At 68.8% G+C, this 11,995-nt stretch carries 12 protein-coding genes, 1 tRNA gene and 1 riboswitch; of the genes, 11 read left to right on the top strand and 2 right to left on the bottom strand.

The features are described from left to right. The 4 genes from VGZ23_20130 to VGZ23_20115 form a co-directional block, all read left to right on the top strand. Positions 1–675: ABC transporter substrate-binding protein (locus tag VGZ23_20130; protein HEV2359906.1), on the top strand; the 675-nt coding region annotated here is incomplete at its 5' end. 58 nt (positions 676–733) lie between these two features. Beyond that, the gene (locus tag VGZ23_20125) at positions 734–1,678 is read left to right on the top strand and encodes an ABC transporter permease (protein ID HEV2359905.1); all 945 of its coding nucleotides are present in this window, start codon (positions 734–736) and stop codon (positions 1,676–1,678) included. Beyond that, the gene (locus VGZ23_20120; protein ID HEV2359904.1) at positions 1,671–2,624 is read left to right on the top strand and encodes an ABC transporter permease; all 954 of its coding nucleotides are present in this window, start codon (positions 1,671–1,673) and stop codon (positions 2,622–2,624) included. Before VGZ23_20125 ends, VGZ23_20120 begins: the two co-directional genes overlap by 8 nt. 124 nt (positions 2,625–2,748) lie before the next feature. After that, positions 2,749–3,915: a fructose 1,6-bisphosphatase gene (locus tag VGZ23_20115; protein HEV2359903.1), complete on the top strand. Its 1,167-nt coding sequence runs from the start codon at positions 2,749–2,751 to the stop codon at positions 3,913–3,915. An 86-nt stretch (positions 3,916–4,001) separates the two neighbouring features. On the opposite strand, the gene VGZ23_20110 is transcribed toward VGZ23_20115, so the two are convergent. Beyond that, positions 4,002–4,697: an AIM24 family protein gene (locus tag VGZ23_20110; protein ID HEV2359902.1), complete on the bottom strand. Its 696-nt coding sequence runs from the start codon at positions 4,695–4,697 to the stop codon at positions 4,002–4,004. A gap of 129 nt (positions 4,698–4,826) precedes the next feature. On the opposite strand from VGZ23_20110, the gene VGZ23_20105 reads away from it, so the two are divergent. The 4 genes from VGZ23_20105 to VGZ23_20090 are packed head-to-tail and all read left to right on the top strand — an operon-like array spanning position 4,827 to position 8,968. Continuing rightward, complete coding sequence (locus VGZ23_20105) at positions 4,827–6,689, top strand: N-acetylmuramoyl-L-alanine amidase (protein HEV2359901.1); 1,863 nt, start codon at positions 4,827–4,829, stop codon at positions 6,687–6,689. A gap of 56 nt (positions 6,690–6,745) precedes the next feature. Beyond that, positions 6,746–7,471: a ribonuclease PH gene (gene rph / locus VGZ23_20100; GenBank protein HEV2359900.1), complete on the top strand. Its 726-nt coding sequence runs from the start codon at positions 6,746–6,748 to the stop codon at positions 7,469–7,471. 38 nt (positions 7,472–7,509) lie between these two features. Continuing rightward, the gene (rdgB, locus tag VGZ23_20095) at positions 7,510–8,181 is read left to right on the top strand and encodes an RdgB/HAM1 family non-canonical purine NTP pyrophosphatase (GenBank protein HEV2359899.1); all 672 of its coding nucleotides are present in this window, start codon (positions 7,510–7,512) and stop codon (positions 8,179–8,181) included. Positions 8,182–8,221: 40 nt separating this feature from the next. Further along, positions 8,222–8,968 (top strand): hypothetical protein, encoded by a 747-nt coding sequence (locus tag VGZ23_20090; protein HEV2359898.1) that lies wholly within the window; start codon positions 8,222–8,224, stop codon positions 8,966–8,968. Between the two features lie 9 nt (positions 8,969–8,977). Here VGZ23_20090 and VGZ23_20085 read toward each other — a convergent pair whose 3' ends face one another. Next, the gene (locus VGZ23_20085; GenBank protein HEV2359897.1) at positions 8,978–10,633 is read right to left on the bottom strand and encodes a DUF885 domain-containing protein; all 1,656 of its coding nucleotides are present in this window, start codon (positions 10,631–10,633) and stop codon (positions 8,978–8,980) included. Between the two features lie 108 nt (positions 10,634–10,741). Between VGZ23_20085 and VGZ23_20080 the strand changes: the two genes are divergently transcribed. From VGZ23_20080 to VGZ23_20070, 3 genes are all read left to right on the top strand, one after another. Then, positions 10,742–10,818: transfer RNA gene (locus VGZ23_20080), tRNA-Pro, on the top strand. A 159-nt stretch (positions 10,819–10,977) separates the two neighbouring features. Then, complete coding sequence (locus VGZ23_20075) at positions 10,978–11,277, top strand: phage integrase N-terminal SAM-like domain-containing protein (protein ID HEV2359896.1); 300 nt, start codon at positions 10,978–10,980, stop codon at positions 11,275–11,277. Positions 11,278–11,561: 284 nt separating this feature from the next. Further along, positions 11,562–11,676: riboswitch (SAM-I-IV-variant riboswitch) on the top strand. A 66-nt stretch (positions 11,677–11,742) separates the two neighbouring features. Further along, on the top strand, positions 11,743–11,995 hold a 253-nt coding region (locus tag VGZ23_20070), incomplete at its 3' end, for a hypothetical protein (GenBank protein HEV2359895.1).

The following is an 11,995-nucleotide window of genomic DNA, read 5'->3' as shown; positions in this document are numbered from 1 at the left end:
AACCTGCTCACGTTACCCAGCAAATACTACTCCAAGAACACGAAGATGACGATGGATCTCAATAAGGCGAACAGTCTGCTGGACGAGGCGGGATGGAAGCGCGGAACGGACGGCATCCGCGAGAAGAACGGCATCAAGATGGAAGTGAGCTACGTGACCAGCGTGAACAGCCTGCGGCAGAAGGAACAGCAGATCGTCAAGGCTGGCTTTGAGAAATTGGGCGCCAAGGCTAATTTGCAGTCGGTGGACGCCGGCGTTTTCTTCAGCAGCTCGCCGGGCAACAATGACACGATCGCGCACTTCTACCGCGACATCGAGATGTTCACCGACTCATTCAGCCTCTCGCCGATTCCGTACATGCGGCAGTGGTACAGCGGCGACCCGGCCCGCGACATCGCGCAGAAAGAAAACAACTGGTCGGGCCAAAACCTGGTCCGCTGGCAGAACGCCGAGTTTAACAAGCTGTTCGATGAGGGCCTCAAGGAGCTCGACCCGCAGAAGAACGCGGAGATCTGGATGAAGGCCAACGACGTGGCCGTCGGCCAGGTGGCCGGGATTCCGCTGATCAACCGCAAGTCCGCGGCGGCCCGGGCGAAGACGCTCGATACCGGAAAGAACATGACCGCGTTCGACCCGGAGACGTGGAATATCGCGGACTGGAAGCGCGTGGGGTAAAAGCGCGCCGGGCCCGGCGACGCCCGCGTCTCCTGTGGGCGACCGCACGTAGGACGCGATGACCACATACATCATCCGCCGCCTGCTGACGGCGATCCCCACGCTGATTCTCATAAGCATGGTCGTGTTCGCCATTGTGGCGCTGGCGCCGGGCGACCCCCTGGCCGGCCTTGCGACGAACCCCGACGTGCCCGCCGAGGTCCGGCAAAACATTCTGCATCAAATGGGACTCGACCAGCCGCTCCCCCTCCGGTACATGAAGTGGGCCATGTCGTGGGCGACCGGCAACTGGGGCTACTCGTTCGCTAGCCACATGGCGGTGACGCGCCTCCTGTTGCAGCGGCTGCCCACCGATCTGTGGGTGCTCGGCTCCGCCTATCTGGTCGCCGTCCTGATCGCGATCCCGGTCGGCGTGATTTCGGCGGTGAAACAGTATTCGCTGCAGGATCAGATCGCGACCACGGCGGCGTTCGTGGGGTACTCGCTGCCGACGTTCTTCACCGGCATCCTGATGATCATCATCTTCAGCGTGCACCTCAGGTGGCTGCCGTTCATTTATAATGTGCAGGTCCACGACCCGATCGGCATGCTCAGGCAGGCGATCATGCCGGTGGCCGTGCTGGCGCTGTTTCAGTCCGCCTCCCTGACCCGGTTCGTCCGGTCCTCGATGCTCGACAACGTCGGATTGGACTACGTCCGCACCGCCCGGGCCAAAGGGTTGGCGCAGGGCAGGGTGATCCGCCGTCACGTGCTCCGTAACAGCCTGATCCCGGTCGTCACGCTGATTGCGCTGCAGTTGCCGGGGGTGTTCACCGGCGCCGTGGTAACCGAACAGATCTTCCGGGTGCCCGGGATCGGCTCGCTGCTGATCACGTCGCTTCAAAACAGCGACACGCCCGTCCTGATGGCCATCGCGTTCGTGGCGGCGATCCTCGTCGTGCTGCTGAATCTCGTCGCCGACGTCATCTACGGCACGCTCGATCCGAGAATCCGCTATGGCTAGCACGCGCTCCGACCGCGTCGCGCAAGTCGGGCCCATCGCCGCGCGTCTCGCGATCGAGCGCCCGCGCGGCGCGCGGACCCTGTGGGGCGATGCGTGGCGCCGGTTTCGCCGGCACCGCCTGGCGATGGCCGGGTCCGCGACATTCCTGGTGTTGACGTTCGGGTGCCTGATCGGACCGTTCGTCTATCGCGTGCCGATCAACGCGATCGACTTCGGGGCGTCGATGGCGCCGCCGAGCGCGGCGCATCCGTTCGGGACCAATGACCTGGGACAGGACATGCTTGCCCGTGTGCTGTATGGCGGCCGCATTTCGATCGCCGTGGGCTTCGCCGCGATGCTGACCTCCATCACACTCGGCGTGCTCGTCGGCGCGGTGGCAGGGTTCTTCGGCGGCCATATCGACAACGTGCTCATGCGAATCACGGATATGTTCCTGTCGTTCCCGGCGCTCGTGCTCCTCTTGTTGATCGTCTATCTGTTCCATGACACGATCACCCGTCATCTGGGCACGCAGGTCGGAACGTTCGTGCTGATCGTCAGCGTGATCGGCATCCTGAACTGGATGCCGACGGCGCGGCTCGTGCGCGCGGGTTTCCTTGCGGTCAAGGAGAAGGAATTTGTCGAGGCCGCCCGCAGCGTCGGCGTCGGCCCCGTCAAGCAGATGGTCCGGCACATCCTGCCGAACGTCCTGAGCCCCGTCATTGTGGCCGGGACGCTCTCGGTGGCCGCGGCGATTCTGCTGGAGTCGACCCTGTCGTTCCTCGGGTACGGCTTCCCGCCGGACGTCCCCACATGGGGCCGGCTCCTCTTCGACGCACAGAACTATCTCGATCTTGCGCCTCACATGGCGCTCTTCCCGGGGATCATGATCTGTCTCGCCATCCTCTCGATCAATTATGTCGGCGACGGCCTGCGGGACGCCCTCGACCCCACCCGGGTCTTCTGAAGGGGCTGCGGTCACGCGCGGGCGGTCCCTCGCGCGGCGTGAGGAGGAAGACGCGTCCGCTTCCGCCGAACCAGCCGCTGCAGGCTGCACGTGTCCGCGCACAAGGCCCTCCGGAGGTGGACCCATGACCAGTTCCGCAGGCACGGACCGGTCCCGCGTCACGCTTACGGCCATCAAGGCGGATGTCGGCAGCATCGGAGGGCACACGCAACCGAGTGCCGAGATGCTGCAGGCCGCGTCGCAGATGCTCGAGGCGCGGCGGGGCGCGTCGCTAATTGACTTCCGGGTCACCCACACCGGAGACGACATCTGTTTGCTGATGACGCACCGGCGGGGGCCGGCGTCCGAAGAGATCCACCGGCTGGCGTACGACGTGTTCATGGCCGCCGGCTCGATCGCGGAGCGGCAGGGCCTCTACGGGGCGAAGCAGGACCTGCTGAAGAGCGAATTCTCCGGCAACGTCCAGGGGATGGGGCCCGGCGTCGCGGAGATGGAGATCACGGAGCGCGCGGCCGAGCCGTTCATGGTGCTGACGGCCGACAAGACCGAACCGGGCGCGTTCAACCTCCTCTTGTACCTGACGTTCTGCGATCCCATGTACTGCTCGGGGCTGCTGCTGAGCCCGGACATCGGCAAAGGGTTTACGTTTACCGTGGTGGACGTGAACCACACGCAGGCGGAGCGGGAGATCACGCTGCGGGCGCCGGAAGACCTGTACGATCTGGCGACGCTGCTCCGGGACACCGGCCGGTTCGTCGTCAAGAGCATTCACTCGCGGGCGCATCCGGAGGAGCAGGCGGCCGCGCTCAGCACGACGCGGCTCAAGCACATCGCCGGCAAGTACGTCGGCAAGGATGACCCGGTGGCGGTCGTCCGCACCCAGAAGATCTTCCCGGCGACGGAAGAGTTCGGGCTGGCGTTCAGCAAGGTGCCGTTCGTCGCGGGCGACACGCGGGGCAGCCACAACATGCCGCTCGCGCCGGTGCCGATCAACACCGACTCGAGCATCTTCTATTGTCTGCCGATGGTCTCCGCGGCGGGGTATTCCGTGCGGGACGGCGTGCTGACGGGCCCGGTCGACCTGTTCAAGAACCCGGTGTGGGACGTGTTCCGGACGAAGGCGGTGAAGAAGGGCGCCGAGATCCGCGCGCAGGGGTTCTTCAACCCGGCGATGCTCGGCATGGAAGAACTCGAGTATGGCGGGATCATGGAGCGCCTCAAGCACCTGGACGGCCGGTTCGTGCTGGACGGTCACGCGCCCGAGCCGCGCACGGTGAAGCCGCGCAGCTAGTCTCGCGCGCGGCAGCCTAAGCGAATTCGGCACGGTCGGGCCCGGGGCGTCGCCGCCCGGGCCCGCCGTGTTTGGCGGGCGGTCGCTCAGCCCTCGGTCGGCATGTGCAGGTACATCGATTGGAGCGCCACCCGTCCGGGTCCGGTGAACCGGTTCCAAAACAGGTTGCCGGCGCTCGCGAACAGGCCGGTCGAGACCTTCTGGAAGATCGTCTGCATCTGTACGCCGCGGTCCTTGTAGATCCATCCCCCGGGTTCGATGTCGATCTGCTCACCCGGCGCGAGCGTGAGCTCGAAGACGTTGCCGTACCCGTGAAGCCAGAGCACCCCCTCGGCCCGCGGGCACGTGAACGTGTCGATGAAGAATCCCGTGCCGCCGAAGAGGACGCTCGCCGCGCCCTTGACGCGGGTGAACGTGTACTCGACCGTATCGGTCGCCGCGAGGAATTGGTGCTCGCGGACCTCGAGCGATTCGCCGGCCCGGATCGGCATCGCGAACACGTGTCCCGCTCCGTCCCGGCTGAAGGCGATCCGTCCCGGGCCCTGCGCCTGTGTGATGAACACGGGCATGCCCGACAGGACTCGCTTCATCGCCCCTTTGAGCGGCCGGAGGCCGATCTGGACCGACGGGTCCTTCCACAACAGGATGTGGTGTTCGAAGTAGACCGGCACGGTGCCGAGCTCCACCTGGAGCACGGGGACCAGCTCGCCGGCGATGTGATAGGTGACGCCGGCGGCCGTCTCGTCGCGCACCTCGGTCGAACGCAAGATCGGAACCACCATCGGGGCACCTCCGTAGCTGTCTTGGCGGGGGCCATTGTACCATGACCCGGCAGGAGTCCCCAGCCGATCCGCGAATACCCGGCCCCGCGGCGACTCCACCAGAGATCGCACCCTTCGCCGGAGGACCGGATGCCCGTGCGGCTGGCCGCGGTTGTGCTCGTGCTGCTCTGCGCGTGTCCCCGGCCGACGTGGGGCCAGGCGGCCCCCCCACGTCTCGTGGTCGGCGATGCCGACTTGACGTCCCGGGCCTCCCCAGAAATCCAGGACGACGTGCTGCTGCTGGCGGTCAATCTCGTCGCTCGGGCCTTCGGCGCCGCCGTCGCGTGGGACGCCGCGGCGCACGCCGCGACCGTGACCGGAGTGTCGGGGACGGCCGTCCGGCTGACGGCCGGCCTTGTCCGCGCCCAGGTCGACGGCGCTGCGCGCGACCTGCCGGCCGCGCCCATCCTCCGGGACGGCATCCTGTGGGTGCCCGGCGTCGCGCTGCTGCGGATGCTCGGTGCCTATGTGGCCGTCGAGGACGACGGCCGTACGCAGCATGCTCTCGCACAGGTCACCGGCGTGTCGTGGCGCGCCGGCGGCGGCGGGCTGGCGGTGCGCGTCATGGCAACCGGCCCGGTCCAGGTCGATGCGCGCGTGCTGCATCAACCGGAGCGGGTGGTGCTCGACGTGAACGGCGCCGTCTCGCGCCTCGCCGCGCCCGCGCAGGACATCGGCGTCGCCGGCGTGGCACGGGTGCGCGGGGGACAGTTTCACGTCCGGCCCTACGTCACGCGCATCGTCTTCGATCTGGATCACGCGGCGGCATTCACCGTCGCGGCCCACCCCGGTGCCGTCGTCCTTGCGATCGGCGACCTGCGTCCCGGGCCGGCCGCCGCGGCATCCGCGGGACCGTCGACAGTCACGGCGGTCGCGCCCTCCACCGCGTCGGCACCGCCGGCGGCTCCCTCGGCGGGCGGCGCCGCCGCGCCACCCGCGGCACCTCGGACGGGCGAGCCGGGGAGCCCAACAGGGCCGCCGTCCGGGCCGTCCCCGGACGCATCGGGGATGGCGCCCGAACCCTTGGCCATGCCGCCGCTCCCGGATTTTGACGATCACCCGGGGGCGTTTCACGTCCAGGCGGTGACCTACGACGACCAGGGCCGCGCGGGGAGCATCACGATCCAAGCGTCGCAGCGCCTGACCTACGCTCTGCATCAGTTCGTCTATCCGGACCGGTTGGCGATCGACGTCTCGGGAGGCGTGTACCTCGCGCGGCGCCACGATATCGAGATTGGCAGCGAGGCCGTCCGCAACATCGTCGTGTCGCAGTTTGCGCTGAAGCCGAATCTCACCCGCGTCCTCGTGCACTTGCACCGCAAAGTGCCGTACGCGGCGGCGTTGACCAACGGCGGCCGCACCCTGACCGTCACGTTGGGAAACCCCGGCCGCCGGCTGGCCCGGGGATCCGCCGTGATCATCGATGCCGGGCACGGCGGGGCCGACGGCGGGGCGGTCGGCCCGTCGGGGCTGCGCGAAGCCGACGTGACGCTGGCCATCGCGCGATTCGTCCGCGACGCGCTCGCCGCCCAGGGCATCCCGGCCGCCATGACCCGGACGGACGATACGACGGTACCGCTCGAGGAACGGCCCGACCTGGCGCAGCGGGACGGAGGCATCCTGTTCGTGAGCATCCACGCCAACGCCAGCCGGAGCATCGGCCCGGCGGGGACGGAGACCTACTACGAATCGCCGGAGAGCGAGGCGCTGGCGAGGATCGTTCAGGCGGAGGTCGTGCAGGCGCTCGGCGAGCCGGACCGCGGCGTCCGGACGGCCGATTTCTACGTGCTCGCCAATGCGCCGATGCCCGCGGTCCTCGTCGAAACGTTGTTTATCACCAACCCGCCGGAGGAGGCGATGCTGCGCGACCCCGCCGTCCAGCGGCGCCTCGCCGGCGCGATCGCGCGGGCGATTGCCGCGTTCGTGCAGGCGTCGGCCGGACGCGCGCCGTAAGCCGGCCCGGTCCGCACCAGGAAGGCTTCGCCGGCGGCACGAACCGTGAAAGCCTGATGTCGCGCCGCGACGGCCGCCAGCCGGATCAACTCCGCGCACTGACCCTGACGCGCAAGTACACGAAATTCGCCGAGGGCTCCGTGCTCGTGCAGCTCGGCGAGACCCGGGTGCTCTGCACGGCGTCGGTGGAGGAGCGGGTGCCGCCGTTTTTGCGGGGCACCGGCCAGGGGTGGATCACGGCGGAGTACGGAATGCTGCCCCGCTCGACGCAGGAGCGCACGCCCCGTGGCGATCGCACCGGCGGCCGGGTGCACGAAATCCAGCGGCTTATCGGGCGGTCGCTGCGGGCGGTCGTGGAGCTGGAGCGGCTTGGCGAGCGCACCGTGACGCTGGACTGCGACGTCCTCCAGGCCGACGGCGGGACGCGCACCGCGGCGATCACCGGCGCGTTCGTCGCGCTTGTGGATGCGCTCACGCTCCTCCGTCGTACGGGGGCGCTGCCGCGTGTGCCGGTCCGCGAATTTCTCGCCGCCACAAGCGTCGGCATCGTGGACGGGGGCTCCATCCTCGACCTGACCTATGAGGAAGACTCGCGGGCGCGGGTGGACATGAACATCGTCATGACGGAATCGGGCAAGTTCGTCGAGCTCCAGGGCACCGGCGAGGGAGGTCCCTTCACGAAGGCCGAGGCCGCGTCGCTCATGCAGCTCGCCGAGCGGGGCATCGTGACCCTCATCGCGCGCCAGCGCGACGCGCTCGCCGACGTGCTGACCGCGTTGTGACCGGCGCCGGCGGCCGCGTCCGACCCCGACCCCGGCTTGTGCTGGCGACTCGCAATCCCGGGAAGATACGCGAGATCGCGGCGATCTACGCCGGTCTCGGCACGCGCTTCGCGGACCTCGGGGAGTGGCCGGCGCTCGGCGCGCTGCCCGAAGACGGCGAGACGTACGCCGACAACGCGGCGAGCAAGGCCGTCGCCGTGGCGCGGGCCACGGGCCTGCCGGCGCTCGCGGACGATTCCGGCGTGGAAATCGACGCCCTCGGCGGTGCGCCGGGCGTGCGGTCGCGCCGGCTGCTCGGGGACGTCGCGTCCGACGCGGAACGCAACGCCCACGTGCTCGCGCTGCTGGCCGGTCTGCCGGCCGCGCGGCGCACGGCCCGCTACCGGGCCGCCGTCGCGGTCGCGACGCCCGACGGGACGGTACAGACGTTCGAAGGCGCCTGCGAGGGTGTGATCGTCGAACGGCCGCGGGGCGCGGGCGGCTTCGGGTACGACCCGATTTTCGCGCCCGCCGGTGAGGAACGGACCATGGCCGAGGTGCCGCTCGAAGTGAAGAACCGGCTCAGTCACCGTGCCCGGGCGCTCCGGGCCGCGCGCGCCGCGGTCGCGCGGGCGCTCGGCATGGAAGAGGAGGGACCCGGCGCCGGGGCCAATAATTTTGAGGTTTCGCCGGTCCACGATTCTTCGGGACGGCGGACCGGCCCGGCGTGACCCGCGACGACACGACGCCCTTGGGAGGGACTGATCCGACGTGAGCAGGTTCTTGACTTACTGGTCTTTGAGCTTCGCGATCTTCGTCATCTGGATCTTCTCCATCGCCGTCGCGCTGGCCGACGTCAAGGATGAACTGATCGACAAGGTCAACAAGCAATGGGTGGCCCGGGGAAAGGCGCGACTGCGGCCGACCAACCCTCTCGCGGGGCAGTCGGTCGCCGAGACGCTGCCGGGGTCCGCGCGGACCGAAGCGCAGGAGTGGGTCTTCGGCGAAGTCTCCCGCATCGCGGCGTCGCTTCGGCTGCCGGTCAAGATCGTGGTCCTGCAGGATTCGATGGATCACTTTCTCGTGCACTTCGCGCAGGGCCCGCGCCTGGTGACGTACCGGGTCGACAAGGCCTGGGTTGCGGATGCGCGGGGCGGGAAGACCGAGCAGTTGGAACGGATCCGCCGCGCCGTGGAGCAGTACCTGCGCGCCGAGTTCCTCGGAGAAAAGCCGCCCGCGGCGGCCGCACCCCGTGCGACCGCGCCCCCCGCGGCCAAACCCCCTGACGGGGGCCCGGGCGCCCCGTCCGGGGTTCCGGCGGCCGGCGCGTCCCAAACGGCCCCCGGCGCCGGGACCTCCGCCCCGTCTGACGCGGGACCTCCCGCCGAGGTGAGCCGCGAGGAAAAAATCGCCGCCGCGAAAGCGAAGGCGGAGGCGATGAAGGCGCAGCGCGAGAGCGGCAACCCGCCGGACGGAAGCCGGGCGTCCCCGAGCGGAGGTGGCCCGGCTCCTGATTGACGCCTAGACTTAATCCGGCAGCACGCCCGCCGCATCGCCGAGAAGGGTCCGCCGGGCCAGCGGCACAGGCGGCGCGCCGAGGCCCAGCAGGGCGTCGTGGAAGGCGCGGAGGTCGAATCCGCCGCCCGCCTGTGCGCGTGCATCGTCCCGCAGGCGCCGCACCATCAGCTTGCCGAGCGTGTAATTGAGGTATCCGGGGTCGAAGGTGCCACGCACGGCTTCTTTTTCGGCCGGCAGCGGCTCGAGGTACGCGTGGTCCACGAAGAGCGCGGCCGCATCTTCGACCCGCATGCCGCGCGTGTGCATTTCGATCGCCGCGATGAAGCGGACGTCGCGGAGCAGGGCCTCGGCGAGCTGCGCAATCCGGAGCGCCGCGTCGTCCGGCCGGAAGCCCTGTTCCAGCATTACCGCCTCGCAATCGTGCGCCCACCCTTCGACGAACGCGTAACTCGTCAGGACCTGACGGAGCGGCCGGCCGAGGCGCCGGACGTGAAGGAAGTGCACGTAGTGGCCGGGATAGACTTCATGGACGCCGACGTCGCGGAGCGTCGCGTAGTCGAACTTGGTGAGCCACTCTTCGGTCTGCGCCGCGGTCCACCCGGGCTCGGGCGGCGTCACGTAGTAGAACGAGTCCGACGACGGCTCGAACGGGCCGGCGGTGTCCATCATGGCGAACGCCCAGCGCAGGAACGGCGGGGTCGGCTCGACACGGCACGGCACGTCGGACGGAATCGTCACGATTCCCCGGGCCTCGACGAAGGCCCTCAACTCGTCGAGGACGCGCGCCGCCTCCTCGATCAGCCGGTCGGCCGGAGGGTGATCGGCGCCCTGCCGTTTGATCGCGTCACGCACCGCCAGACCGGGTGCAGCGGCTTCGCAGGCCGCGCGGAGCCGCTGCGTGTTCTCGTCGAGGTCGCGGCGGCCGATCTCCAGCAGCCGGTCGAGATCCAGGTCTACCATCTCGCCGGTCCGCAGCATCATGCGGAAGCGCTCCTCGCCGATCGCAAACTCGTCGCCCGCGCGGGGCTGTTGGTCGGCGAGGTACTGCAGAAAGGTCCGCAGCGCGGCGAGCGCCGCGGCGTTTCCGCGTTCGAAGGCCGTCCACACGTCGCCCGGGCCGGCGGCGCGCGCGGCCGCCGTCAGGTCGCTCTCGTGGTAGGCGACGGTGCCCTCGTAGACGTCGATGGCCGTGTCCACAAACGGCCGCGGCAGCGGCGGGCGCAGCGTGGCGCGGGCGGTCGCCAGGACCTCGGGAATCCGACGCAGATGCTCTGCGAGCGCGGTGATCCGTTGCTCAAGCGGCGCATAGTCGCGTTTCACGTAACTGCTGACGTCGACTGCCCCGGCGTATGCGAGCGGGTTGCGCTCCACGTCGCGGAGCGCCTCGAGCTCGAAGATCTCTTCGTCGATCGCGAGCCGCAGCAGGGTCGCGTCGTGCCGGTCGTCGGCCGGGAGGGCGGCATCCGGGATGGCCGCGGCGCGGGCGGCCTGCGTGCGCAGGGCGGAGGTCCGGTCCGCGCGCGCCCGCTCGCTGAGGTCCGGGACGCGGCCGTCGTAGGCGTGCAGGCCGAGCGACGCGGCCAGGGTGGGGTGGGCCTCGTAGAGCGACGCGAGAAAGTCGGAGACGAGCAGGGCGAACGCATCGCCGGCGGGGGCCGTGGGCATGGACCGCGTTTCACCGATCGGCGCCTCGATCCCTTGATGCGGCGCCGGCGGATGGCGGGGACTTGACGCCGGGGATGTGATAGACTCTGCCTGACACCCGCACACAATCGGGGCGTGGCGCAGCTTGGTAGCGCGTCTGCTTTGGGAGCAGAAGGTCGCCCGTTCGAATCGGGCCGCCCCGACCAGCCCTTATAAATCAAGGGTTTCCGCACGTTGCAATGCCTGGGAAGGGCCCTGAAAAGCAGAGGCTCACCCCGGATCGGAAACCAATTGCCGAGGCGCGCACAAGTCCCTCATCCTCGGCTCCTGACAGTGCCCCAGGGGACGGGGCGCAGGGAGCCGGTATGCGCGCCAAAGCGTCACCTCGGCCTCTCGCCGAGGCGGTCGGAGCGTTCTTGCTGCAAAAGCAGGTCAACGGTTGCTCCTCCCGCACGGTGGCCGTGTACAAGTGGTGGCTAGACCGCCTTGTCGCCGCCGTGCCGGACACGACGGTCCTCGATTCCGTCGCCATGACGAGGTTCTTTGCCGGTCTCCGCGAGCGGGGCGTCTCGCCCTCCACGGTTCACCAGGCGTTCCGGACCCTCCGCACGTTCACGCGCTGGCTGATCGCGACGGAACAAGACCCCCCAGAGCCGTCTCAGTGACGACAATGCCGCTTGCGCGGCGGGCGTCAGGATGGCGCGCTCCCCGGCCAACATGCTCACCACCTGAACAAGCAGAGGCCTGGAAAACGCCATTGGGCCGAGAAGCACGAGAGCCCAGATCACGTTCTCTACCAATGCCAGCCCCCGCGTACACTGACGGATTCCGCGTGGAGAGCGCAACTGCGCCCTGCACCAGTGCGAAGAGCAATCCGTAGACGAGAAACGGATCCAGTTGTCGTGAACCGCTCGGCCAATGTGATATGCTGGGAAATGTAACCGCATAGGGAGACTATCAAGAGCGGCGCGCTGAGCAACGCGCCCGGCAACCTGGTGGCGACGCCAAGGTGCCCGGCCTCGACGGCGAGGCGATAGGCCCGCGAGGGAACCAAGGTCGCGCACCCCTTCGCGCGCGGAGGGGTTTGCTGTTTCCGCCCACCCTTGATGGCTCCGGAGAGGGAGGCCGTTATGGCGGACGACGGCGGGAGCGGCGGCAAGTGGCCAAGGAGGTTGATACCTCAGCAGATGCACTACATCGTCCACAAAGTCGCGGAGGCGACGGTCCGCGACGGCGCGATCGTGCTGTCCTGTGTCGATGAGAATGGCCGTCCGTACTACGGCGGCCCGTACCATCCGAGCGTGTTCAAGAGCCGCAGACGACCGATCCCTGAACATCTGAGCGAGTGGGGAATTGAGCGCATCGAGGAGGTCGGATTTGTGG

Source organism: bacterium (genome assembly GCA_035945995.1).
GTDB lineage: Bacteria > Sysuimicrobiota > Sysuimicrobiia > Sysuimicrobiales > Segetimicrobiaceae > DASSJF01.
This window is presented reverse-complemented; position numbering and strand designations above follow the sequence as displayed.